Origin of the sequence: Acidaminococcus sp. (assembly GCA_022482815.1) — a bacterium.
GTDB lineage: Bacteria > Bacillota > Negativicutes > Acidaminococcales > Acidaminococcaceae > Acidaminococcus.
The window spans coordinates 1-23,935 of sequence record JAKVOM010000001.1 but is presented as its reverse complement, the minus strand read 5'-3'; the positions used below and the strand labels follow the sequence as shown (position 1 = coordinate 23,935).

The window sequence follows — 23,935 nt, the reverse complement described above, 5'->3', positions numbered from 1 at the left end:
TTAAATCTGAAACAAAGTCGTATACCCAGGGGGAGTATGAATCTCTGAAAGCCCGCAAACCCAGAACGGGCGAGGGGTCACGCGCGAAAAAAACGCGTTTTCAAAAAGGGTATTGACCCGGTGAAAAAGGAGGTATGAAAAATAGCAAAAGACGGAACCATGCGAGGGGGATTGCGGGTGGGCCAGGGGCGGAAACCCAGGGCCCTGCTGGACAAACTGCCGGACAATCCGGGGAAGCGGCCGCTTAAGGTGATGGACCTGCCGGAAGGGGCGGATCTATCTGGAGAAGATATGCCGGAACCCAAAGCCTACATGAAGGAAAAGCAGCGGAACGGCGGGAAGCTGGAGGCGGAAGAAATCTACCGGGAAACCTGGCTGTGGCTCAAAGCCCGGCACTGCGAGAAACTGGTAAGCCCTCAGCTCATCAGCCAGTACGCCATGGCGGTGTCCCGGTGGATCCAGTGCGAACATGCCATTTCGGAATATGGCTTTCTGGCCAAGCACCCCACCACCAATGCGGCCATTGCTTCTCCATACGTAACCATGGGCCAGAACTACATGAAGCAGGTGAATCAGATCTGGTATCAGATCTACCAGGTGGTGAAGGAAAACTGCTCCGTGGAGTTTGCCGGCAACACGCCCCAGGATGACGTGATGGAACGGCTGCTGCGGTCGCGGAAGGTATAGCATGACAGCAAGAGAATTCATTTCCCGGCTGAGGGGATATCCCCTCACCAAACAACAGATCAAAACATTACGAGGACAAGCCCTTTGTGGGGACCTGAACGGTGCCCGCAGGGGGTTTGCTGCGATTATAAGGAGAAACATGGCATGGAGAAAACGACCAAAGAGATGAAGCTCATCCCCATCGATGAGCTGATCCCCTATGTGAATAATGCCCGGACCCATTCCCCGGAGCAGATTAACAAGCTCCGGGCCAGCCTGCGGGAATTCGGGTTCATCAACCCGGTGATCATCGACAAGGACAAGAACATCATTGCTGGCCATGGCCGGGTGATGGCAGCCCGGGAAGAAGGCATCCGGGAAGTGCCCTGCGTCCTGGTGGACTACCTTACTGAAGCCCAGAAGAAAGCCTATATCCTGGCCGACAACCGGATGGCCCTGGATGCCGGATGGGACGAAGAAATGCTGCGGGTGGAAATTGAATCCCTCCAGGGAGCGGACTTTGATGTGAGCCTCACCGGCTTTAGCGATGATGAAATCGCCCATATCTTCGATGAAGAAACAGAAGCCAAAGAAGACGACTTCAACGTGGAAGAAGAACTGCAGAAGCCGGTGTTTTCCAAAGCCGGGGACCTCTGGCAGCTGGGCAAGCACCGGGTCCTGTGCGGGGATTCTACCAAGCCGGAAACTTATGCTCAGTTGATGGATGGAGTAAAGCCAAACCTGGTCCTGACGGATCCTCCGTACCTGGTCAACCTCCGGAGTACTTCCGGGAAGATCAGGAACGATGATCTGAACGACCAGGAAGGGTACGAGTTCCTGAAAAAGGCCTTCACCTGCTTCCATGATGCCATGGCGGCGGACGCCTCCATCTATGTGTTCTACGCCACCATGAAGGCCCGGGTCTTTTACGACGCTTTCGAAGATGCCGGTTTCAAAGTGGGAGCTGGCCTGATCTGGAAAAAGCCCAAGGCCCCCTTTATGCGCACCGACTGGAAGTTTAACATGGAACCCATTATCTTCGGGTGGCGGAAAGACGGAAAACACAACTGGTACGGGGACCAGAAACAGAAAGCAGTCTTTGAGTTTGACGGGATCAAGAACAGCAAAGAGGACGGTTTCGGGCACCCCTCCAGTAAGCCGGTGCCCATGCTGGCCTATCTGATCAAGCTGAGCAGCCAGATCAACGGGGTGGTGCTGGACGGATTCCTGGGGTCTGCTTCCACCCTCATGGCCTGCGACCAGCTGGGCCGGATCTGTTATGGGGTGGAGCTGGAACCCAAGTTCGTGGATGTGGCGGTGAAGCGGTACCTGGCTTCCCACGAAGGGGAGCAGGACAGCGTGACCGTCCTGCGAAATGGGAAAACATACACCTAACAAAAGTTCATGGTGTGGATGCCATTGTCAATGCCGCGAATCGCACCCTGCTCGGAGGAGGCGGAGTGGATGGCGCGATCCACAGGGCTGCGGGACCGGGACTTCGGGCTGAATGCTTTAAATTGCATGGCTGTAAAACGGGAGAGGCAAAGATCACAAAGGCATATAATCTCCCGTGCAGGTATGTGATTCACACAGTCGGTCCGGTATGGCATGGCGGAAAAAAGAATGAGGATAAGCTGTTGGAATTGTGTTATAGAAACTCGCTGCAGATTGCCAAAGAACAGGGGATACGCAGCATAGCATTCCCCTCCATTTCTACAGGTGTGTTTTATTATCCGGTTGAGCAGGCTGCGAAGATTGCAGTTAAGACCGTTCAGAAATATATGGATGAGAATCCGGATGCATTTGATTTGGTGATGTGGGTGCTGTTTGATGACAACACATACGAGTTTTACTGTTACAGACTGGACATAGCAGCCACTCGAAGCTATCCATATAATTCATTTCAAATTTCTCTGAACATCCAAACTCTTTGAGCCGTGATAACAGAACCAATCGCAATTATCATAGCCAATAGTAAGAACGAAAACTGTATTCCACTCATTGCCACTGTGTAAACATCAAAGTATTTTAATGGCGTTAAACAGTACAGCATTGGAACTTCAAGATATTCAGCGGTGATACTGATACCATAAAAAAGCAATAATATTCCCGCGCCTATCCGAACGGCCCCTTTATAGGTTCTCGTCAGGCTGGAGGCCAAAAGCGTGATTGCAAACAAAGTCAACCCTGTCAAAAACAGGCCCAATGTGGTGGTAAAAACAGCTTCTCTTTGCTCTAAACCGCCCAGCGGCAAAATGGCGGTAAAATAATTACATAGCCCGCTGAATACCGCAAGTGCAAGCAAATTACATATACAGGCAACGGCTTTGGCACAGACAACTTTGCTACGGCTCACTGGTTTTGTAAATAGATATTCTGCCGTTCCCTGCGCCTGTTCTTTCGCTATACACGAAACACCGAGATAGACCGCATAGCTGTTGGTCAGCATCGTAGTCCAATAATACATACAGCCATACCAGCCCAAAGCAGAGGTCAGATCACCGCTCACGCCAAACATAGCTTTCAGAATTTTTGGGAAATCCGATATGAGCCCTGTCAGCTCATTGAGGCTGTCCTTTAGTGACAAATACTCAAAGTAAGCGAAGCCGCATAAAATCAAGACGATCCCCATCCATATCAGCAGTATCTTTCTTGTTAAACGCAGCTCGTTTTTCACTAACGCTTTCATTTACTTCCTCCTTTACACAGCCATCGCAATATCCCGCTTCAAGATTTTCCAGTACGCCAGCAGCGCAAACACAAACAGCAGAAACAGATACCAGATCATATAGTCCCACGAATAAGACCCGGAATGATGGATCTCCGCCGGACTGAAAAAGGAAAACGGCGATAAAAAGCCAATAGCCCGGATACCGACAGTCCTTGAAAAAGAGGTAATGCAGTATTCCACAAACACGACCAGTCCAGATGTCAGAAGCGGAGAGCGGTTATTGGGCCGGAATACTCCCACCATTATCCCCATCAATGCAAAAAAGAGAGTGAGAAGGACAAGGGAGCCTGCCACCAGAAAAAATTCCCCTGTTGGAAATCCGGGGCGAAACAGCGTCATCGTAAAAAAGGAGGCCATCACATAAAAAATTCCTGTTACACATACCCCGGCAAGGGCGCACAATAGTTTCCCTTTGTATATCGCCTGCCGTCCACAAGGTTTGGTATACAAATATTCTGCTGTGTTTTCCGTACACTCCTTGGTATGTAAGGACAGGCCCAGGTGCATCCCGAAGATGCCGCCGGCGATCATGAAGAACCCTGTGAGAAAGGAATACATCCCCATAGGCTTTGTAAGAAGCTCCAGGGAAATGCCAACGGTTTCAAAAAATCCTCCCTGTGCAAATCCTGTCGGCAGCGTCCCCGCTGTTTCCACCATGCCATAGTAAACCGGCGTCATGGAAAAAATACATAGCGCAAGAGCAACGGCCCAAATCAGAATATATTTTTGTGACCGTTTCCATTCAAATCGAAAAATCTGCATGACGAGCCTCCTATTCGTAGTAGTGGAGGAATATTTCTTCCAATGATGGTTCCTCGATTAAAATGTCCTCCAGCTCCAACCGATGGAGCTGGTTCATAATTGTCATAACGGTTCCACTAAACATGAAGGATACAGAAGTTTTGCTCTTATCCCACTCCAAATTAGCCGTACCGGGAATAGAAAATAAATCCTCTGGAATGGCGTTTTTTGCTGTCAACGAGATTTTCTTGTAGCCGTTTCCCCGCAGTTCCTTCATGGATTGAACGCCGACCAGCTTTCCCTCCCGCAGAATGGCTACACGGTCACAAAGCCTCTGTACCTCGCTCAGAACATGGGAGGACAGGAAAATCGTCGTACCGCGTTCATTTTCTTCTTTTAACAGGTCATAAAAGGTCTGCTGGATCAGCGGGTCAAGGCCGCTGGTGGGCTCGTCCATGATAAGTAACTTTGGGGAGGGTAGCAAAGCCGAAACGATGCCGACTTTCTTTTTGTTGCCCAAAGACAGGTCGCCGATCCTCCTGGACAAATCCAAATTCAGCCGTTCCGCCAATGCTTCCATCCTGTTATGACCGGCCACTCCATAGAGTTCCGCCGTATAAAGAAGCATCTCTTTGACTTTCATGCTGTTGTAGTAACAGTTTTCGCTGGGGAGATACCCCACATCCTTTGCGATCTCAGATGCCTGCCGCCCACAATCCAGTCCAAAGACAGAAGCGGTTCCTCCGGTGGGCTTCAACAGTCCCATCAAGGTACGGATGGTGGTGGACTTTCCCGCCCCGTTAGGGCCGATAAAGCCGAAAATCTCACCGCGCTCGACCGTAAAGCTGATTTCCTCAATTCCACGGTGCTTTCCATAGCTTTTGGTGAGCTTGTTTAGGGCAATCACAGGTTCACTCATAGCAGATATTCCTCCTTGTAAAAGTTGTGCTTCAACATATTTAGGATTTCTCGAAACTCTTTCATCATGCCGTCATAATCCACTCCGTTTTCCAACTGAACGGACATACCCTTTGCAAGCAGCATAAGCATCTGAAACACTAATTCCGCATCCTCCGGGTGTCTGAATTTTTTATAATCCTGCTCATGCAGAACGAGCGATGCAATGTATTTTTCGTTTGTTTCCGAAAATATGGCACCTTTCAATTCCGGCATTGGTTCTGCGGCCACGCTTGCAATAAACGATGCAATATGCGGGTGCTTTTTCAAGTTTTCCACTTTCATAACGCTGGCTTCCCATACACGGTCAAAGAAATCTGTGGTTTCCTCCAATACGCTCGTGTTATATGCTTGTTTCATTTGGGTAGCGCAGTAATCAAATAAATATTGGTAGAGTGCCTGTTTGTTTCCAAAATATTGAAAGATAGACGCCTTTGAGATACCTGCCGCTACCGCAATATCATTGATTGATGCTTTTTCATATCCATGTTTTGCGAAACAGGCCAGAGCCGCATTGCGTATGGTATCCTGCTTTTTGATTGATAGAGCAAGAAATTTTTCCATCGTATTACCCCTCTCTGAATAACCGTTTCGGTTATCATTGAACAGTATAGCACAAATAACCGAAACGGTCAATGGTGCTTTGCTTTATTTTTAGGGGAGCGCACAAACGGCAAGCAGGGCAAGTGTGTAGACACTTGCTATTTTTGCGCCCCGAGGGGGCCGCAAAAATGCTTGTTGGGGAGGCTCCCCAAACCCGCCAACTTCGGGACAAAGTGTCCCAAAGTTTTATTGTCTGCGGCCCGTCGCTAACGCTCCTGTGCCTTATGCCCGCGCCCCTCGGTGGCGCGGTAGAGGTGGTCGAGGTTGCCTTTGGCGGCGGTCAGCTCCCGCATATCCTGCTGGGCCGTCCGGTACTCGGCATAGAGGGCCTTCCGCTTTTCGGCCAGCTCCCGCCGCCGCTTTTTCAGCACGTCCATCTTTGGCAGCTTGGCCCCGCCCAAAAGCTCGTTCATGGCGGCCTTGGCCGCCCGGTAGTCGGCAAGCTCCGTCTCATGCTCCGCCAGATATTTTTTGGAATACCGGGCCGCCTTGTAGCCATCGAACACGGGCCGGGTCTTGGCGTACTGCACCACGGCGGCCATGAGCGCGGAGGTTTTGGACAACTCGTCCTCCGCTGTTTTCAGTTCTCCGGCCAGCGTGTGAAAACGGGCCGTAGCCTCGTCCACCTTCGCGGATAAATCCTCATACCAGGAAGTTGTGGGCGGAGAAAAATAAAGAACAAAAAGGGCTACATTTTGCTTGCTATTATTCGCCTTTAGAGTGATTAATAACAGTACCAAAATACCCTAAGGAGGTACCAATCATGAAGGTCGAATACAACAGACAAGGTGCAGCGAGAAAAGAACTGGTCCAGGCCATCAGCGCCATTACGGGAGAAAAGGCAAAGTACCTTTTTCTTCCCACCAAGGCTTACCGGATCGGCAGCATTATGGTGTGGAAAAACGGTGCCATGGAATGTGAAGACGGAGAACTGTTCCAGAAGGTGGTAAAAGAACTGGAAGCCAGAGGATTCAAGCCAGAAGAAACGGCTGCAGAACAGGCAGCAACGGAAGAAACTCCGGAACAAGAACCCGTAAAGGAAACGGCAGAACCGGATGCAAACCCGGAACCAGAACTTTCCCAGGAAACGGCTGAACTGGAAGAAGGGACGGAACCTGAAACAGCCCAGGAACCGGAAGAAACTCCTGAGAAAGTCGACACCCTCACCATTTCCTTTCCGGACGATTTCACGGAAGAAGACTTCGAGAAACTTCAGAACCTGGTGGCCTCTAAAGCCGGCCTTTTCAAAAAGGCCCTGGGGACGGATGACCTGACCATCATCCGCAGCGAAGGGAAAATCAACTTCCCCTGGTTCCACGAAGCGGACGGCGCCAAGGTCCAAGCCTACTCCAGACTGGTGAAGGCCCTGTGCCAGTTTGCCAAGAACGCCAAACGGGTCACGGCCAAAGAACATGAAGTCCCCAACGAGAAATACGCCTTCCGGTGTTTCCTCCTGCGCCTGGGCTTTATCGGGAAGGAATACAAGGACTGCCGAAAGATCCTGCTGGAAAAGCTCAGTGGGTCAGCGGCCTTCCGGAACGGAGGGAAAAAAGATGCGGTTTCCCAATAAAGAGCTGCTGGAATTTCTACAGCAGGAATACCCTCCCGGAACCCGGGTACGCCTTACCCGGATGGACGATCCCCAGGCACCGCCTTTGGGTACGAAAGGCACGGTGACCGGCGTAGATGATATAGGGTCCCTCCTGGTGGTTTGGGACAACGGATCCCACCTTAATGTGATCCATGGGGTGGATGAGGTGCAAAAACTGAATAAAGATACGAAATAATTAATAATTATTCTCAAAATCCCTTGCTATTCTGTGCGTTTAGAGTGATATATACACATGCCAAAGAACACACAAACCTAGCGAAAGGATGACGAGAAGGATGAAAACACTGCACTTCGGGATTGAAATGGAAATGACGGGGATTACGAGAGAAAAGGCTGCCAACCTGATGGCCGGTTTCTTCGGAACAGGACGGGGCACCTATGAAGGCGGAGCCTACGATACCTACACCGCCCTGGATAACCAAGGACGGACCTGGAAAGCCATGAGCGACTCCAGCATCCGACCTCAGAGAAAGGTGGGCGGCCAGATCGAGGGCGCCACCCGGGACTACCGGACGGAAGTGGTAAGCCCCATCCTTTCCTACGACGACATCCCGAAGCTGCAGGAACTGGTACGGATCCTGAGAAAAGCCGGGGCCCTGGTGAACACCTCCTGCGGGATTCACATCCATGTGGGAGCCGAGAAGTTCACCCCGAAAACCCTGCGGAACCTGGTAAACCTGGTGGCCAGCAAGGAAGATATGATCTACCATGCCCTCCAGATCGACGCCCTCCGGGAAGCCAGATACTGCCAGAAGACAGATGAAACCTTCCTCTGGGAACTGAACAAGAAGCAGCCCCGAACCATGGCAGAATTTGCCGACATCTGGTACATCCAGGCACCCTTTGGTCGGGATGAACATTACAACAACAGCCGGTACCACGGGCTCAACCTCCACGCCACCTTCACCAAAGGGACGGTGGAATTCCGGCTTTTCAACGGCACCCTCCACGCCGGGGAAATCAAGGCATACATCCAGTTCTGTCTGGCGGTGGCCCATCAGGCACTGACCCAGAAGAAAGCCTCCGCCAGAAAGACGGAGACGGACAACGAGAAATACGCCTTCCGGTGCTGGATGCTCCGGCTGGGGCTTATCGGGGAAGAATTCAAGACCTGCCGGCTCCACATGCTGAAACACCTCACCGGGAATTCCGCCTGGAGAAACGCCGCCTGAAGGCGGTAGCCACAGGCAGGGGAAGGGGCCGTAAGGCCCTGTTCTTCTTTCTTGTATACTTGCATAAATACACAGAATTCGCTTGCTATTATGTGCTTTTAGAGTGATTAATAGACATGCCAAAGGGGATAGCCCCCAAAAGCAAAAAGCACATGAAAGCGAGGAAATACCCATGAGAACGATCATTACCCTGGACGCCAAGAAAATCAGTAAGAAAGCAGCCTGTGAAATGTACGGAGAGGCCGACGTGAACAAAATGATCCGGGAAGCCAAGAAAGTCTTTTTAGAAGACCCGAATGAAGAAAGTACCTGGTGGATGGGAAACGGAATGCTGACCATCGAGTTCCGGTAAAACAGGGGAAGGGCAGGGGCCAAGCAAAGGCCCCTGTTCCAGAAAAAATGAATAAATAAACAGAATTTGCTTGCTATTATCTGCTTTTAGAGTGATATATGTACATGCCAAAAGGCAAAGCACACAACCACAAGGAGGAAAACAAAATGACAAAGATGGAAATGATGGAAAAACTCTACGGGCGCAGCGAGGAACTGGAAAAGAAGTTCGATGCAGCAGAAAAGGTTGGGGATGCCCAGACCATGCAGGCCTGCCGGGATGCCTACCAGGAACTGGTGAAGGAAGTCCAGGCAGAAGGGGAAGACTTCGGGAACATGATGCGGCTTTACAGCGACATGAAAAAGCACGGCAACAGCCTCCTGGACCTTTCCGGAACCTACCAGGAACCGGAAAAGATCCTCAAAGTGTTCCGGGAATTTGGGGTGAAAGAATTCACTTTTTCCTCCACCTGGTCCAGCGCCGTCCAGGTAGCCTGGCAATTTACCCAGCTGGGTTGCAAATTGAAAGGGATGACCGAAATCTACGGATCCGGCCAGAAATTCATGAGCAACGAATACGAAAGAATCCCCGCCTTCCTCTTCAGCCTTTGAGGAACGGGGGACAGCAAGAACCAAGGAGCCTCCGGGCTCCTTTTCTTATACCCAGTAAAAAGAAAGGAGGGAGCACCCATGCGGAAACTCAAAAAATACAAACCGACAAAGTTTAAGGCCAAAACGTCCACCTACAATAAGGAACTGGCGGATTATGCGGTAGCCTTTATCGAGAGCCTATGTCACACCAAGGGGACTTGGGCGGGCCATCCCTTTGAATTGATCGACTGGCAGGAACAGATCATCCGGGATCTGTTTGGGACCATTAAGCCCAATGGGTACCGACAGTTCAATACGGCCTACATCGAGATCCCCAAGAAGCAGGGGAAAAGTGAGCTGGCCGCAGCTGTGGCACTCCTGCTCTGCTGCGGGGACGGGGAAGAAGGGGCCGAAGTCTATGGCTGTGCCGCAGACCGGCAGCAGGCCTCCATCGTTTTTGAAGTAGCGGCGGATATGGTCCGGATGTGCCCGGCTCTCAGCAAGCGGGTCAAGATCCTGGCATCCCAGAAACGGATGGTGTTCCGGCCCACCAACAGCTTCTACCAGGTCCTTTCGGCAGAAGCCTATTCCAAGCATGGATTCAACATCCACGGAGTGGTCTTTGATGAACTCCATACCCAGCCCAACCGAGAGCTTTTTGATGTAATGACCAAAGGCTCCGGGGATGCCCGGATGCAGCCCCTGTATTTCCTCATTACCACAGCCGGGACGGATACCCACAGCATCTGCTATGAAGTCCATCAGAAGGCCATGGACATCCTGGAAGGGCGGAAGCATGACCCCACGTTTTACCCTGTCATCTACGGGGCCGCGGAGCAGGATGACTGGACCGACCCGAAAGTCTGGAAGAAGGCCAACCCTTCTCTTGGGATTACCGTGGGAATCGACAAAGTGAAAGCAGCCTGTGAATCGGCCAAAGAGACACCCAGCGAAGAGAATGTTTTCCGTCAGCTCCGGCTGAACCAATGGGTGAAGCAGTCTGTTCGGTGGATGCCTATGGATAAATGGGATGCCTGTGCGTTCCCGGTGCGGGAAGAAGATCTGGAAGGCCGGATCTGCTACGGCGGTCTGGACCTTTCCAGCACCACGGACATTACCGCCTTCGTACTTGTATTCCCGCCTCTGGATGACCAGGATAAGTACTGCATCCTGCCCTACTTCTGGCTGCCGGAGGAGACACTGCCCCTGCGGGTGAAGCGGGATCATGTGATGTACGACATCTGGGCCCAGCAGGGATTTATCCAGACAACCGAAGGCAATGTCATCCACTACGGGTATATTGAAAAGTTCATCGAGAAGTTGGGTGAACGGTTCAATATCCAGGAAATCGCCTTTGACCGGTGGGGTGCGGTACAGATGGTCCAGAACCTTGGGGGGATGGGCTTTACCGTGGTCCCATTCGGACAGGGATTCAAGGACATGAGCCCTCCTACTAAGGAGCTTATGAAGCTCACGCTGGAGCAGCGAATTGCTCATGGAGGGCATCCAGTCCTTCGATGGATGATGGACAACATCTACATCCGGAGAGACCCTGCCGGGAATATCAAGGCAGATAAGGAAAAGTCCACGGAAAAAATAGACGGGGCCATTGCCACCATCATGGGCCTGGACCGGGCCATCCGGTGCGGGAACAATGCTCACGAAAGCGTCTACGATTCCCGGGGACTGCTTTTTGTATAGAGAAAAGCCCTGCTCGTTGTGAGTAGGGCTTACGTTTAGAAATTGATTTCGTTCGTGTTCCAGTAATAAATCATTTCCTTTTCTTCTTTTCGTGGACAAGAAAAAATTTCATTTGAACCACAGTAAATGGCTGAGTATTCTTCTCCACCGCGGTTTGTAAAACGATGTAATTTTACTCCTTTTCGTAACCCAATATCATAGATTTCATGAACTGAATCTCTTGCGTTGATCGTTTTTTCATACAAGAACGTTTTAGCAGAAACGGGAAGCCCGTAATAGGCTTCGATAGAACGGTTATCGTTTGTCAGAGTTTCAGCATCATAGCCTGTGAGTTCAACAAGATTTCGAAGCATAGGGACATCTGGAAAACTTTTCCCAGCTTCCCACTTGTAGATTGCATCGTCTGTTAAATGTAACTGATCCCCTAGATCCTTTTGGGTCAGGTTATTGTTTTCTCGATAGCGTCTAATCTTTTCTCCAAATTTCATATCACATTACCTCCTGTTAGCAAGCATAGTACAAGGCTTTTTTTCTGTCACTAGACGCGAAATCGAGTCGTCAATGGGAAAACCGACTAAAAGTCGGTTGCCAAAAAATAAAAGGAGTCTTTCATGAATTTATTTTCCAAACTCTTCAAATCCAGGGACAAGCCCAGAAACAGCCTTCTGGGCGGCGGGCACTGGTTCTTCTTTGGCGGCTCTTCTTCCGGGAAGGCCGTCAATGAACGGTCCGCCATGCAGATGACGGCAGTCTATGCCTGCGTCCGGGTCCTTTCAGAATCCATCGCAGGCTTGCCCCTCCATCTCTTCCGGTACAACCGGGAAGGAAACGGGAAAGTCCGGGAGTTCCAGCATCCCCTTGCGGGGCTTCTTCACGATGCCCCTAACCCGGAGATGACAAGTTTCGTATTCCGGGAGACGCTCATGACCCATCTTCTTCTGTGGGGCAATGCCTTCGCCCAGATCATTCGGAATGGCAGGGGGCAGGTGGTAGCCCTGTATCCCCTGATGCCGGACCGGATGGAAGTGTGCCGGGATGGGGATGGGGAGATCTACTACCTTTATACCAAGGCCACGGACGAGAATCCGAAAATCAAGGGATATGGCACCGTCCGTCTCCGGAAGGAGAACGTGATGCACATTCCCGGCCTTGGCTTTGACGGCCTGGTGGGCTATTCTCCCATCGCAATGGCCAAGAACGCCATCGGCATGGCCATCGCCTGCGAGGAGTTCGGGGCGAAATTTTTCGCCAATGGGGCCTCTCCCAGCGGCGTCCTGGAGCATCCGGGGACCATCAAGGATCCCCAGAGAGTCCGGGAAGCCTGGCAGTCCCAGTTCGGAGGCAGCAGTAATGCAGGGAAGGTAGCCGTCCTGGAAGAAGGCATGAAGTATTCTCCCATTGGGATTTCTCCGGACCAGGCCCAGTTCCTGGAAACAAGAAACTTCCAAATTGACGAGATTGCCCGGATCTTCCGGGTGCCGCCTCATATGATCGGAGATCTGGAGAAATCCACCTTTTCCAACATTGAGCAGCAGTCCCTGGAATTTGTGAAGTATACCCTTGGGCCCTGGGTGTCCCGGTGGGAGCAGGCCATGAGCCAGGCACTCTTGACACCGGAAGAACGGACCCGGTATGAAATCCACTTCAACGTGGACGGGCTCCTCCGGGGCGACTACGAAAGCCGGATGAACGGTTATGCTGTAGGCCGCCAGAACGGGTGGCTGTCCGCCAACGATATCCGGGAATTGGAGAACATGAACCGGATCCCGGAAGAAGAGGGCGGGGACCTGTATCTGATCAACGGGAACATGACGAAACTAAAGGATGCCGGGCTGTTTGCAGGAACCGGCAGCAAGGAGGAAACCCATGAAACGTAAATTTTGGAACTGGGTGAAGAACGAGGGGGAAGAAACCCGCACCCTGTACCTTTCCGGTGAAATCTCCGATGAAACCTGGTTCGGGGACGAAGTGACTCCGAAGCTCTTTAAAGATGAATTGATGGCCGGCAGCGGAGATATTACCCTCTGGATCAATTCCCCCGGGGGCGATGTGTTTGCGGCAGCCCAGATCTACAACATGCTGATGGACTATCCGGGGCATGTGACCGTGAAGATCGATGGCCTGGCCGCCTCTGCCGCCAGCGTCATTGCCATGGCCGGAAGCCAGGTGGAAATGTCCCCGGTGGCCATGATGATGATCCACAATCCCATCACGGTGGCTATTGGCGACAGCAAGGAAATGCAGAAGGCCATAGATATGCTCTCTGAAGTAAAGGAAAGCATCGTCAACGCCTACGAAATCAAAACCGGCCTGTCCCGGAACAAGATTTCCAGGCTGATGGACGCAGAATCCTGGTTCAACGCTAAGAAGGCGGTGGAACTAGGTTTTGCAGACGCCATTCTCTACACCGAAGAGAAAACGGAAAATGACATCAACGTAGATGCCATGCTGTTCAGCCGGGCGGCAGTGACCAATTCCCTGCTGACCAAGCTGTCTGTGAAGAAAACAAAAGAACCCGTACCCAACAAGGTCCCCGCGGACAAACTCATGAAGCGGCTGGGCCTTCTTGTGCATTAAGGAGGAATTTCCATGAATCAGATCCTGAAACTGAGAGAAGAAAGAGCCAACACCTGGGAAATGGCTAAAGCCTTCCTGGAATCCCATAGGGACAAAGACGGCATGGTCTCTGCGGAAGACAGCGCTGTTTACGACCGGATGGAAGAAAAAGTGGTGGCCCTGGGAAAAGAAATCGAACGGCTGGAACGCCAGCGGAACATCGATGATGAAATGAATAAGACTATTGATACGGCACTCAAGGTCAATCCCGGTGCCGGAAACCTGAAACCGGACACCAAAGTGGGACGGGCCAGCGATGCCTACACCAAAGCCTTCTGGCAGGCCTTCCGGGGGAAGGGCAACATCCAGGAAATCAAAGACACCCTGACCATCGGTTCTGATCCCGAAGGCGGGTACCTGGTCCCGGATGAATACGAACACACTCTGGTGGCAGCCCTCCAGGAAGAGAACTTCTTCCGCAGCCTGGCCCATACCATCCACACGTCTTCCGGGGATCATACGATCCCTGTTGTGGCCAGCCACGGGGAAGCGGCCTGGATGGAAGAAGGCAGTGCCTATCCGGAAAGTGACGATACCTTCAGCCAGGTGAACCTGGGAGCCCATAAGCTGGGAACCGCCATCCGGGTTTCCGAAGAACTGATGAATGACAGCGTCTTTGACCTGGAAAGCTACATCACTCAGGAATTTGCCAGACGGATCGGCACTAAGGAAGAAGAAGCCTTCCTGGTGGGCGATGGCCAGCATAAACCTATGGGTGTGTTCCAGGGAGCGGAAGTGGGAGTGACGGCCGGGAAGACCGCCATCACCTTCGATGACATGATGGATCTGTACCATAGCCTGAGAACCCCCTACCGCAGAAATGCTTCCTGGATCCTGAACGATTCCACGGTAAAAGCCATCCGGAAACTGAAGGACAACAACGGTAACTACATCTGGCAGCCTTCTGTCCAGGTGGGCCAGCCGGACCGGATCCTTAGCCTGCCGTATCGCACGTCTTCTTTCGTGCCGGAACTGGCGGCCGGCAACAAGGTCATTGCCCTGGGGGACTACTCCTACTACTGGATTGCCGACCGTCAGGGCCGGAAGTTCAAGCGGCTTAGTGAACTCTATGCAGCCAACGGGCAGATCGGATTCCTGGCCAGCGAACGGGTGGATGGCCGCCTGATCCTGCCGGAAACCGTAAAAGTCCTGCAGGTCCAGGCCGGTTGATGACCGCTTTAGAGGGAGGCGATGAGCATGGCAGTGACGGGACTCATAACGCTTGAGGAAGCCAAAGCCTATCTCCGGATAGACGGAAACGAGGAGGATGACATGATTGCCCGTCTCATCGCTTCTTCCGAGCGGCTCTGTCTGGACACCCTGCGGAAAGAAGAACCGGAAGAAACGGCGGCCTTCAAAATGGCCGTCCTTTTTTCGGTAGCCTATCTCTATGAGCACAGGGAGGATGCGGATTATCACAATCTGCTTCTCACCCTGCGCTCTCTTTTGTTTGGGGAAAGGAAGGAAGCCTTCTAGTGAAAATCGGGAAGATGGATAAACGGATTACCCTTCTTAGGCCTATTCCTTCCGAAGACGGGTACGGGGGCTTTCATACGGACTATGAAGAAGAAGGGAAAATCTGGGCCCAGGTGATCCAGACAAACTATGCCGAACAGGAAGCCCAGGGGACTCCCATGAATCGGGAGCAATTGCGTCTCAAAATCCGGCCCCGAAAGGACATCAGGAGAGGCTGGCGGTTCAAGCTTTCGGGGGAAATCTATGAAATCGAGACCGTGGACAATACTTACCGGGACAGTACCACGCTGATCGTCCATCGGTATGAACAGGGGGTGTAGCCATGGCCGTATTTACGGTAAAAGTTCCAGAAGGGGAACTGAGTAAGGCCATCCGGCAGATTTCTGCCTGGGATGGGAAGACAAGACTTCGGGTGGAAGCAGTCCTGAAAAACGGGACGAACGCGGTAGCCCGGGAAGCCCGGCAGCGGGTACCGGTGCGGTCGGGGAAACTGAAGAAATCCATCAAGACCCGGTTTTCCACGGTGAAGCTGGAAGGCCAGGTGTACAGCAATGTGCCCTATGCCCATTTGGTGGAATTCGGCAGTAGGGCCCATACGGTAAGGCCCAAGAAGAAAAAGGCCCTCCGGTTCTTTAAGGGAGGCCCTGTGTTTACGAAACGGTCCCGGATTCCGGCCCAGGCAGGGAAGCCCTTCTTCAAGCCTTCCTACGACTATGTGGAACCCCAGCTGCTCCGTGATGTGAAGAAAGCGGTACAGGAGCCATGAAGAGATTACCCAATAACGCAGTGCATAAGGCCCTGATGGCCTTTCTCAGGAACCATACGGGACTGGCGGTTTATGACTACGTGCCTCAGGAGGCGGTGCTGCCGTTTATCACCCTGGGGACCATGACCGTACAGGACAAATCCACCAAAACCGAGGATATGACCCACCTTTCGGCCCACATCCATATCTACAGCAATTACAAGGGACGGTATGAAATCAACTCTCTGGCGGAAAAACTCATCAACCTGTTCGGGAGCATCCAACTGGATCTTTCCCTTGATGAATTCTATGTATCTGCCCAAGGGGTGGATTTTTACGAAACGTACCCGGAGGATGAGATGGGCTACAGCGGGGTGATCACCCTGGAAGTCCTCATCCAGAATATCCATAAGGAGGAGTAATATGGCAACTACCACTTTTCCCAGCCGGAGTGAAGCCTCCAACACGGCGACTGCCGGCAAGGATTATTTGATCTATCTGAACGCAGGAGAATCGGATACCAATCCCACCTGGCTGCTCTTAGGGGGCCAGCGGAGCGGGGATCTGACCCGGCAGGCAGACGAAATCGACGCCAGCAGCAAAACGTCCAGCGGGTGGAAATCCACCATCCCCGGCCTGCGGAACTGGTCCCTGGACCTGGAATCCGTGTACCTGGCCGGAGACAAGGGGGCCAAATTCCTGGAAGCCTCTTTCTTTGCAGGAAAGCAGGTCCACATCAAATTCGAGTACCCGGATAAAAGCTATGTGACCGGATGGGGCTCCGTGACGGAATGCAGCCTGTCCACCCCTCATGATGACGTGGCCACTCTCTCTGGGACCATTTCCGGGGACGGGCCCTTAAGTGAACTGAAGAATGCGGACGGAACGGTTGTCCCTACCGGTAAATAGGAGGAATCGGAAAACATGAAGAAAATCGACTTTGAAGTCTTTGGCCCTGGCCAGTACCTGTATTTTGATATCGGCCGGCTGATCCAGGTAGAAAACATTACCGGAAAAAGTGCCGGGGACATTATCCGGAACCAGGAATTGAACCTGGGGATCCTGACCGCTCTTCTGTCCATCGGGCTCCGGCAGCACGGCATCAAGAATCCCCAGTGGTACGCCAATAAGATGCAGGAACTCATCGATGAAGGCCACGAGATGGAAGAATTCGTCCAGCCGGTGGTGAAGGCCATTGCCGGGTCCGGCATACTGGGGAAAGAAGTGTACTACGCCATCTTTCCAGAAGAAGATCCGGGGAAAGAACCGGGGAAGAGTAAGACGAAACCAAAAAACTGACGACGGGACAGGAAGAAGTCCCGTCTTTTAACGAGTGGCTGGGGTGGGCGGAAGAAGTGGCCTATGGGCTCTTGCATCTTTTGCCTGCCCAATTCTATGCCCTGACTCCCCTGGAGCTGGATCGGATGGCGGAATGCCGGGCCAGGGCAGAACAACGAAAGAAATGGGAGACTGCTTATTGGGTGGCCTGCCTGATGAGCATCCATACCCGGAAACCGGTACGGACGGAAAAGCTGATGAAACCCTTCCTGCCCAGGAAAACCAGCAGCCAAATGGCAGCCGAGCGGGATGCCTTCTTTGAGGAATTCAGACGGAAAGGAGCTGACGATCGTGGCAACCATCGCTGACCTTCTGGTAAAGATCGGAGCAGATACCTCCGATCTCCGGAAAGAACTCAATGCCACCAAACGGCAGATCAAGTCCGCCTTTGGGAGCGAAGCCCTGGACGTGTCCAAGAAATCTCTGGCCGTCTTAGGAGGCATCGGGGCCGGACTGGCTGCTCTGGGTGTGGCATCGGTGAAAGCCGGGGCCAGTCTCCAGAGTACCAAGACCGCTTTCACAAATATGCTGGGGAGCGCGGAAAAAGCCCAGGACTTTCTAGGGAAAATGCAGGGATTTGCAGCCAAGACTCCTTTCGAATTTAGCCAGGTGTCCCAGGCAGCCCAGAAGTTCATCGCTTTCGGCTTTTCGGCCGAACAGGTCATTCCTACATTAACCGCGGTGGGGGATGCGGCAGCCGGCGTGGGCCTTGGAGCAGAAGGCATTAACCGGATCACCCTGGCCCTGGGGCAGATGGCGGCAAAGTCGAAAGTCCAGGCCGGTGAAATGATGCAGCTGACTGAAACAGGCATTCCGGCCTGGAAGATGCTGGCGGACCAGATCGGGGTTTCCGTACCGGAAGCCATGGACAGGGTGTCCAAAGGAGCCATTGATGCGGCAACGGGCATTACGGCTTTGGTCAGTGGTATGGAACAGTCTTTCGGGGGCATGATGGATCAGCAGAGTGAGACCATCAGCGGCACCTGGTCCACACTCATGGATGGACTGGAACAGTCGGCGGCCCAAGTGGGCCTCCAGATTGCGGAAGCCCTAAACCTGCCGGGGATCTTCCAGTCCTTAGGGGATATGCTGACCAACTTTGCAGCCACCGTCCAGTCTTCCGGACTTACGGAAGCTCTTATGACAGCCATTCCTCCTGAATTCCAGGCAGGAATCCTCCTCATTGTGAGTACTCTCACTGGCCTTGCCATTCCGGCCATTGGGCTTTTTGTGACGAAGGTGACCCTGATGGCCGCGCCTTTTCTGGCGGCGGTAGCAGCGGCAGCTCCTTTTATTGGGGTAGCAGCGGCAATGGCCACGGCCCTCTATGCCATCTGGAAAAGCGGGATGACCGTGGAAGATGTGCTGGGAACTATGGGCATCAAAATGGAAACGGTCACCCGGGCTGTGGATGCCGTTCAGGCAATGATGAGCGCGGCGGCCCAGTCCATTATTGCCAACCTTCAGGCTCTGGAACCGGTGTTCACCTTAGTGGCTGCCGTGATGGGGGCAGCTTTCTATGCAGCCCTGCAGGTGATTGGCGAGGTAGTGAACGGAGTGCTGAACTTCATCAGCGTCCTTAGCGAATGTGTGACCTGGATCCTGAATGCTTTTACCTATCTTGTAGAAGGCATTGGGTCCTGTATCGATGAAGTAGGAAGCATCCTGTCCGACATGGCTGGCAGCATCCTTCCCTCCTGGGCCTCTAGTGCCCTTTCTACCATTGCCAACTTTGTCAGTGAAGCCATTAGCTGGCTCTCCAGCTTGATCCAGAAAATCCTGGAAACCAACAATGCTCTGGGTTCCATGGGTGGCGAAAGCGGTGGAGAAGGTGGCGGGGGCAGTAGCACTCCTGCCAAACGGGAATTTAAGCTGCCGGACTTCAGCAACCTTCGAGGGGGAGGCGGGGATATCCCGGTTCCTTCCGGAGGAGGCGGAGGCGGCGGTGGTTCTGGTGGCGGCGGAGGGGGCGGAAGCTCCGGAGGCACGGACCAGCTGGCCAATGCCGCGGCCCAGACCAGCAAGAGCATCGAAGAAGAATGGTTCCGGACCTTCCAGACCAAAAGCGCCCTGGTGGACCGGTGGTATAAGGAAGAAACGGACGAACTGGAAAAATCCAGATCCGCCAACGAGAACTACGAACGGGATAAGACCCGTCTGGCAGAACTGTATGCCCAGAAGCGGCTGGATGCCCTTTCTGAGGAACAGGCCAAGGCACGAGAGCTGATGAACAAGGCCCGGGATCTGTCTTTCGATGCGGTGACGGCGAAACTCACTCTCTACGGTTCCAAACAGGAACAGGAAGTCATGAAGATGCAGTCTGACATGGAAAAAGCGGTGGCTTCCATTGATGACAAGTACGCCAAGCTGTCCCAGGACTTCATCAGCCTTACCAGTACGGAAAAGGCTGTGTTTCTGAATGCTTTGAAGGAAAAAGGCATCGCCTATGAACAGGCCAGTGCCAACGAGATTGCCTTTGACAAACAGGCCAATCTGGAAAAAGCAGCAGCCTACAAAAGCTATATGGAGGAACGGAACGCCTACTTTGCCCAGGGGAAAGACATCCAGGCAGCTCTGGATGAAGCCTACAACCAGAATTCCCTGGCCATGCTGCAGGAGACCCTGACGGCAGAGATGGCCCTCCGCCAAAGCAACATTGACGCAGAGAAATCTCTGATGGATACCTACCAGGAAGCCTATATGAATGCCCACATGGGAACCCTGGAACTGATCGCGGACATGGCTTCCACCACTTTAAGTGGCCTGGAGACCGCCTTCACAGATATCCTGACAGGAGCAAAAAACGCCAAGGATGCCTTTCTGGATCTGGGGAAGGCCATGCTGAAGACCATTGCCAGCTATTTCTCCCAGATGATCTCCGGGATGTTGGTGACAGCCCTATTCGGGGATAAATTAAACGCAGCCAGTGCAGCCAAGACCGTAGCCCAGGGGACGGCTGCAGCCGGGGCCCTGGCTCCTGCAGCCTGGCTGAAACTGGTCATCGACCCGTCTGCCGGTCCTGTGGCCACGGGCCTTCTGACCGGAGGTACGTCCGCTGCGGTAGGCATCGGCATGGCAGCTGCTGCAACCAATACGGCTGCAGGTGCGGCGCAAGGAGCCGGAAAGACTCCTCATTATGCCAAAGGCGGGTATTTCACAAGACCCCTTATTGGTGTCCTGGGGGATGCCGGTGACGAAGTGGCCCTGCCCCTAAACCGGGCCGTGTTCGACAGCATTGCTGAAGGCATCTCGAATTCCAGTGAATCTACGGATAACCGGGAAGTTGCAACGACCTTCAACAACTTCGGGGACATCAACAACGCCGCGGATCTGGAGGATCTGATGGATGGGTTCACGGAAGCTGTTCTGGCCGGACTGAGAGGTGCCTAAGATGCAATTTCCAAAGCGGAAAGAAAACGAACAAAATTTCACAATCACCAAAGATGGGGTGGAATATAAGCTCCCGGCCCATTGGAGCCTGACGGACAGCGGCAGCTATACTTTCCGGAATAAGCTCCAATCCCGGGCCTTCGCCCATGGAAGTGATGCAGTGGGGGATGGAAAGATTGATGGCCGGACGATCCAGGTGGAATTTTCCATGGAGGGGGTTACGGAGGAAGACCATGACGAAGTGCTGAATGAAGCCTATACCTTCTTTGGCCAAACGGATTATTCCTTAATGGCCGGCCGCCCGGACCGGGTGTACCATGTGGCCTGCCTGTCCAAGATCAAGCACAAGTTCGAGAACGGGTTCAAGCAACGACGAAGCAACATTACCGTGTTCCTTCTCCTGGCAGACCCGTTCCGGTACGAAGCCCAGGAATCCAAAGTGGTCTTTCTCTTTCCCCAGGCAACGGTGCAGGCGGAAATGGTGCTCCATAACCTGGGGAGCGTGGATACCCCGCTGACTTTCCGGTTTATCCCCAAAGACCGGATGACCAACCTCACCGTCTGGCACCAGGAAGCCAAAGAAAAGTTTACCCTGACCGATGCCCTGCTGGTGGCTCCCAAGACCTCCATTGTGAACGGGAGAGAAGGAACGGTCTGGCGGGACAAGGATAACAGCATCAACGCCTTTACTGGGGCTTTCCTCCACGCCAAACCGGGAGCGAATCTCTTTCTCTACACAGGAGGAGCAGGGACGGTGGAAATAACCTATACCAACAGGTGGTTTGTATGACGAATTTCATCTTTGGAAGGGGCCTCTTCGGCCGGTGGATCTTTGCAGGTCCTACCAGTGAAGGAGAAGGCAGCAGAGACCGGGGCAAGATCCATGAGTACTATCCCGGTCAGTTCGTGGTCTATGCCTACAAAAGGGACGGGACCCGGACGGCCATTTTCGGAGGGGGAAGCGAAGCCAATGCCCTGAATGAAGTAACCTTTGAAATCACAAATACTGGCTGCGGCCAGTGCCAGCTGACCTTTTACCGGCAGCCCGACAATGCTCAGCTAGATTATATGCAGCGCATCGACATCCATCTGTATGGAGACCGAAAGCCATGGTATAGCGGTTACATCATCAGTCGGCCCATTGAAGGGACGACGGACACCAAGTTCGTGTACAAAGGCTACGGCTTCTATAACCGACTGGAGAATGTGATGCTCTGGAAGACCTACGAGAACACCGATGTAGGAGATATTGTCCGGGATATTGCCCGGCAGGTGGAACGGCAGACCCTGCAGGTGGTCTACAACGACAGCAAAATCCAGAGCGTAGGGTACAATCCCACCAAACTGGTCTTTGATGGAGTCACGGTGAAAGAAGCCCTGAACACCCTGGCTGACTTTGCCGTGGACTATGTGTATGGGGTGGACGAATACCGGTGCCTGTATTTTCGCCGTAGAGAAACTTCCGTCAACGAACAGGCCCGTTTGACCGTGGGAAAACACATAACGTCTTATACCCCTTCCTGGGATGTGTCCAAATTGGTGAACTGGGCCCGGATCAAGGGCGGCAGTGTGGATGACCAGGGAGAACAGTGGCTCTGCATTGTGGAAGATCAGGAAAGCCAGAACAGGTATGGAGTTCACCAGGCTGTCTGGAATCTGCCGGAAGCCTACGATGCGGCCGATGCCAAACGGTGGGGGGAAAACCAGATCCGTCAGTATAAGGCTCCCGTGAAATCCGCCAAAATTGGTGGGATACGGCTGGAATATCCCTATCCGGACGGGACCTTTAATGTCCGCCATATGTCTACGGATGGTCTGGCCGAAATTCGACGGTTGGACGGAAATGCAGATACCTATCCCATCAAAAAGATTAAATATACCTTGTCCGGGTCCAACGGCATTAAGACGGAGATGGAACTGGGAGAACCTCAGTTTTCCGTGGATCGGTATCTGTCGGAGATCGAACGCCGGTCCAAGGATATGGAGCAGTCCCAGTCTTCGGTCCTGAAGCAATGGAAAGGAGGAAGCTGATGGCCATCCATGATTATCGATTCAATCCCTTTGAAAATACCTTCGACATCAAAAAGATTTTTGACGAAACTCATGTAATCCCTACCAACAGTCCCTATACCATCCGGCTGGCGGAAGTTCCCCAAAAAACATCGCCCACCACACTGCAAGTGAAATATCAAAATGGGGTGCTCCTGACGGAAGTGTCGGAAGAACCGGCCCAGGGACAGTACTGGCCAGATTACCTGACTACGGAGCACGGCATTGAAGGGTGGAATACCGGGACCCTGAAGTTTTCTGCCGCAGATGCAGGAAAAACAGTACAGGTTACCTATAACGGGATGGGAACACTGACCGATGATCGGCTCATCGATCAGGTGGAAATTGCGGTTACTTCCAGCACCCAGGCGGACAAGGATGCTCGGGTGATGGGCTTGAATTCCTGGGACGTAGAGACTGGACCTACATCGGCACCAGGACTGCAGTCCATTAAGTCTGCTTACCATATCCGGAAACACCGGGGCATCCCGGCAGGAACCTACACCCTCCGGCGCATCCTCCAGGAGCTGGTGAACCGGTCCCATACGGAAGAATACTGGAAAGAGAATTCTCAGTGCAACTGCAACTGTAACTGCGATTGCAGTGATGATTCGGGAGGCGGCTAAGATGCTGGTCATTGACGAAAATAAGAACATCCAGGTGTCCCAGTACGACACCTTTTCCATCCGGTTCCGCTTTACCAACTACAAACTGACCCATGCGGACAAGGTGGTTTTTGCCATCAAGAAGACTACAAATTCCTCCGAAGTGGTCTATTCGGACAATTTCTACAATCCGGGCAATAATTTTGTAGATGTGGCAGTTCCCAAGGGAGCCCTGGATTCCCTGGAGCCTGGGGCATACATTTACGATCTGGCCATTATGAACAGCGAGACGGAACGGATCCTTACCTGCTTCTTTACGAAATCTTTCATCATCAAGGGGGTGGCCCATAATGTCTGATGCGACCAATGTAGAAGTGACGCTGACCGTCCAGAACAATAGTGAAGTGGAAATGGGGGATGTGGTGGATGGGTACGCAGCGGATCAAGCCCGGGAATACCAAGAGAAGGCCGGGGAGTATGCGGCAGATGCCCTCAACAGCAAGAATATGGCGGAAGCCTGGGCGGAGAGTGACAGTGCTCCTGCAGGGGAAGGTACCCGTTCATCTAAAGTTTGGGCAGATACAGCCAGACAATGGGCAGAAAGCATCTCGG

Annotated in this window: 30 protein-coding genes and 1 pseudogene; 25 read left to right on the top strand and 6 right to left on the bottom strand. The window is 52.8% G+C overall.

What is annotated here, in order from left to right:
* Positions 1 to 141: 141 nt before the first annotated feature.
* The 3 genes from LKE33_00155 (at position 142) to LKE33_00145 (ending at position 2,600) form a co-directional block, all read left to right on the top strand.
* Positions 142 to 687, top strand: coding sequence for a P27 family phage terminase small subunit (locus tag LKE33_00155; GenBank protein MCH3949346.1), 546 nt, complete (start codon positions 142 to 144; stop codon positions 685 to 687).
* Between the two features lie 144 nt (positions 688 to 831).
* A complete protein-coding gene (locus LKE33_00150; GenBank protein ID MCH3949345.1) occupies positions 832 to 2,061 on the top strand; it encodes a site-specific DNA-methyltransferase in 1,230 nt (409 codons plus the stop codon).
* Positions 2,062 to 2,126: 65 nt separating this feature from the next.
* Entirely contained in the window at positions 2,127 to 2,600 is a 474-nt protein-coding gene (locus LKE33_00145; protein ID MCH3949344.1) for a macro domain-containing protein, read from the top strand.
* Here the strand turns inward: LKE33_00145 and LKE33_00140 are convergent.
* From LKE33_00140 to LKE33_00120, 5 genes are all read right to left on the bottom strand, one after another.
* Positions 2,570 to 3,355, bottom strand: a complete 786-nt coding sequence (locus LKE33_00140; GenBank protein MCH3949343.1) for an ABC transporter permease — start codon at positions 3,353 to 3,355, stop codon at positions 2,570 to 2,572. The two genes, LKE33_00145 and LKE33_00140, sit on opposite strands and share 31 nt — an antisense overlap.
* A 12-nt stretch (positions 3,356 to 3,367) precedes the next feature.
* Positions 3,368 to 4,159: an ABC transporter permease gene (locus tag LKE33_00135; GenBank protein MCH3949342.1), complete on the bottom strand. Its 792-nt coding sequence runs from the start codon at positions 4,157 to 4,159 to the stop codon at positions 3,368 to 3,370.
* A 10-nt stretch (positions 4,160 to 4,169) separates the two neighbouring features.
* Complete coding sequence (locus tag LKE33_00130) at positions 4,170 to 5,057, bottom strand: ABC transporter ATP-binding protein (GenBank protein MCH3949341.1); 888 nt, start codon at positions 5,055 to 5,057, stop codon at positions 4,170 to 4,172.
* A complete protein-coding gene (locus LKE33_00125) occupies positions 5,054 to 5,659 on the bottom strand; it encodes a TetR/AcrR family transcriptional regulator (protein MCH3949340.1) in 606 nt (201 codons plus the stop codon). The genes LKE33_00130 and LKE33_00125 overlap by 4 nt, the downstream gene beginning before the upstream one ends.
* Positions 5,660 to 5,904: 245 nt before the next feature.
* On the bottom strand, positions 5,905 to 6,324 hold the full coding sequence (locus LKE33_00120; protein ID MCH3949339.1) for a hypothetical protein: 420 nt from the start codon (positions 6,322 to 6,324) through the stop codon (positions 5,905 to 5,907).
* A gap of 137 nt (positions 6,325 to 6,461) precedes the next feature.
* Between LKE33_00120 and LKE33_00115 the strand changes: the two genes are divergently transcribed.
* The 6 genes from LKE33_00115 to LKE33_00090 all read left to right on the top strand — a co-directional run bounded on the left by LKE33_00115 (position 6,462) and on the right by LKE33_00090 (position 11,104).
* Positions 6,462 to 7,268, top strand: coding sequence for a virulence (locus LKE33_00115; GenBank protein ID MCH3949338.1), 807 nt, complete (start codon positions 6,462 to 6,464; stop codon positions 7,266 to 7,268).
* Positions 7,252 to 7,485, top strand: a complete 234-nt coding sequence (locus LKE33_00110) for a DUF4314 domain-containing protein (protein MCH3949337.1) — start codon at positions 7,252 to 7,254, stop codon at positions 7,483 to 7,485. Before LKE33_00115 ends, LKE33_00110 begins: the two co-directional genes overlap by 17 nt.
* Before the next feature lie 100 nt (positions 7,486 to 7,585).
* Positions 7,586 to 8,482 (top strand): amidoligase family protein, encoded by an 897-nt coding sequence (locus tag LKE33_00105; protein ID MCH3949336.1) that lies wholly within the window; start codon positions 7,586 to 7,588, stop codon positions 8,480 to 8,482.
* Positions 8,483 to 8,654: 172 nt separating this feature from the next.
* Entirely contained in the window at positions 8,655 to 8,834 is a 180-nt protein-coding gene (locus tag LKE33_00100; GenBank protein MCH3949335.1) for a hypothetical protein, read from the top strand.
* A 146-nt stretch (positions 8,835 to 8,980) separates the two neighbouring features.
* Positions 8,981 to 9,424 carry a hypothetical protein gene (locus LKE33_00095; protein MCH3949334.1) on the top strand — a complete coding sequence of 148 codons (444 nt, stop codon included), beginning with the start codon at positions 8,981 to 8,983 and terminating at the stop codon, positions 9,422 to 9,424.
* Between the two features lie 78 nt (positions 9,425 to 9,502).
* On the top strand, positions 9,503 to 11,104 hold the full coding sequence (locus LKE33_00090) for a terminase large subunit (GenBank protein ID MCH3949333.1): 1,602 nt from the start codon (positions 9,503 to 9,505) through the stop codon (positions 11,102 to 11,104).
* Between the two features lie 35 nt (positions 11,105 to 11,139).
* Here the strand turns inward: LKE33_00090 and LKE33_00085 are convergent, their stop codons facing one another.
* Positions 11,140 to 11,592, bottom strand: coding sequence for a helix-turn-helix domain-containing protein (locus LKE33_00085; GenBank protein MCH3949332.1), 453 nt, complete (start codon positions 11,590 to 11,592; stop codon positions 11,140 to 11,142).
* A 123-nt stretch (positions 11,593 to 11,715) separates the two neighbouring features.
* Between LKE33_00085 and LKE33_00080 the strand changes: the two genes are divergently transcribed.
* The 16 genes and pseudogenes from LKE33_00080 to LKE33_00005 all read left to right on the top strand — a co-directional run.
* On the top strand, positions 11,716 to 12,981 hold the full coding sequence (locus tag LKE33_00080; protein ID MCH3949331.1) for a phage portal protein: 1,266 nt from the start codon (positions 11,716 to 11,718) through the stop codon (positions 12,979 to 12,981).
* The gene (locus LKE33_00075) at positions 12,971 to 13,681 is read left to right on the top strand and encodes a Clp protease ClpP (protein ID MCH3949330.1); all 711 of its coding nucleotides are present in this window, start codon (positions 12,971 to 12,973) and stop codon (positions 13,679 to 13,681) included. The genes LKE33_00080 and LKE33_00075 overlap by 11 nt, the downstream gene beginning before the upstream one ends.
* A 12-nt stretch (positions 13,682 to 13,693) precedes the next feature.
* Complete coding sequence (locus LKE33_00070; protein MCH3949329.1) at positions 13,694 to 14,890, top strand: phage major capsid protein; 1,197 nt, start codon at positions 13,694 to 13,696, stop codon at positions 14,888 to 14,890.
* A gap of 27 nt (positions 14,891 to 14,917) precedes the next feature.
* Positions 14,918 to 15,196, top strand: a complete 279-nt coding sequence (locus LKE33_00065; protein ID MCH3949328.1) for a head-tail connector protein — start codon at positions 14,918 to 14,920, stop codon at positions 15,194 to 15,196.
* The gene (locus LKE33_00060; protein ID MCH3949327.1) at positions 15,196 to 15,516 is read left to right on the top strand and encodes a phage head closure protein; all 321 of its coding nucleotides are present in this window, start codon (positions 15,196 to 15,198) and stop codon (positions 15,514 to 15,516) included. The genes LKE33_00065 and LKE33_00060 overlap by 1 nt, the downstream gene beginning before the upstream one ends.
* A 2-nt stretch (positions 15,517 to 15,518) precedes the next feature.
* Complete coding sequence (locus tag LKE33_00055) at positions 15,519 to 15,962, top strand: HK97 gp10 family phage protein (protein MCH3949326.1); 444 nt, start codon at positions 15,519 to 15,521, stop codon at positions 15,960 to 15,962.
* The gene (locus tag LKE33_00050) at positions 15,959 to 16,363 is read left to right on the top strand and encodes a DUF3168 domain-containing protein (protein ID MCH3949325.1); all 405 of its coding nucleotides are present in this window, start codon (positions 15,959 to 15,961) and stop codon (positions 16,361 to 16,363) included. Before LKE33_00055 ends, LKE33_00050 begins: the two co-directional genes overlap by 4 nt.
* A gap of 1 nt (position 16,364) precedes the next feature.
* Entirely contained in the window at positions 16,365 to 16,850 is a 486-nt protein-coding gene (locus LKE33_00045) for a phage major tail protein, TP901-1 family (GenBank protein ID MCH3949324.1), read from the top strand.
* Between the two features lie 15 nt (positions 16,851 to 16,865).
* The gene (locus tag LKE33_00040) at positions 16,866 to 17,240 is read left to right on the top strand and encodes a hypothetical protein (GenBank protein ID MCH3949323.1); all 375 of its coding nucleotides are present in this window, start codon (positions 16,866 to 16,868) and stop codon (positions 17,238 to 17,240) included.
* A 56-nt stretch (positions 17,241 to 17,296) separates the two neighbouring features.
* The gene (locus tag LKE33_00035; protein ID MCH3949322.1) at positions 17,297 to 17,587 is read left to right on the top strand and encodes a hypothetical protein; all 291 of its coding nucleotides are present in this window, start codon (positions 17,297 to 17,299) and stop codon (positions 17,585 to 17,587) included.
* 217 nt (positions 17,588 to 17,804) lie between these two features.
* Positions 17,805 to 18,242 (top strand): annotated as a pseudogene (locus LKE33_00030) (tape measure protein).
* Positions 18,243 to 20,670: 2,428 nt separating this feature from the next.
* Positions 20,671 to 21,459 (top strand): phage tail family protein, encoded by a 789-nt coding sequence (locus tag LKE33_00025; protein ID MCH3949321.1) that lies wholly within the window; start codon positions 20,671 to 20,673, stop codon positions 21,457 to 21,459.
* Positions 21,456 to 22,700 (top strand): hypothetical protein, encoded by a 1,245-nt coding sequence (locus LKE33_00020; protein ID MCH3949320.1) that lies wholly within the window; start codon positions 21,456 to 21,458, stop codon positions 22,698 to 22,700. Before LKE33_00025 ends, LKE33_00020 begins: the two co-directional genes overlap by 4 nt.
* A complete protein-coding gene (locus LKE33_00015) occupies positions 22,700 to 23,344 on the top strand; it encodes a hypothetical protein (protein MCH3949319.1) in 645 nt (214 codons plus the stop codon). Before LKE33_00020 ends, LKE33_00015 begins: the two co-directional genes overlap by 1 nt.
* Position 23,345: 1 nt before the next feature.
* Positions 23,346 to 23,681, top strand: a complete 336-nt coding sequence (locus LKE33_00010; protein ID MCH3949318.1) for a hypothetical protein — start codon at positions 23,346 to 23,348, stop codon at positions 23,679 to 23,681.
* Positions 23,674 to 23,935 (top strand): hypothetical protein (locus LKE33_00005; GenBank protein MCH3949317.1); only part of this gene is annotated, 262 nt, incomplete at its 3' end. The genes LKE33_00010 and LKE33_00005, both read left to right, overlap by 8 nt.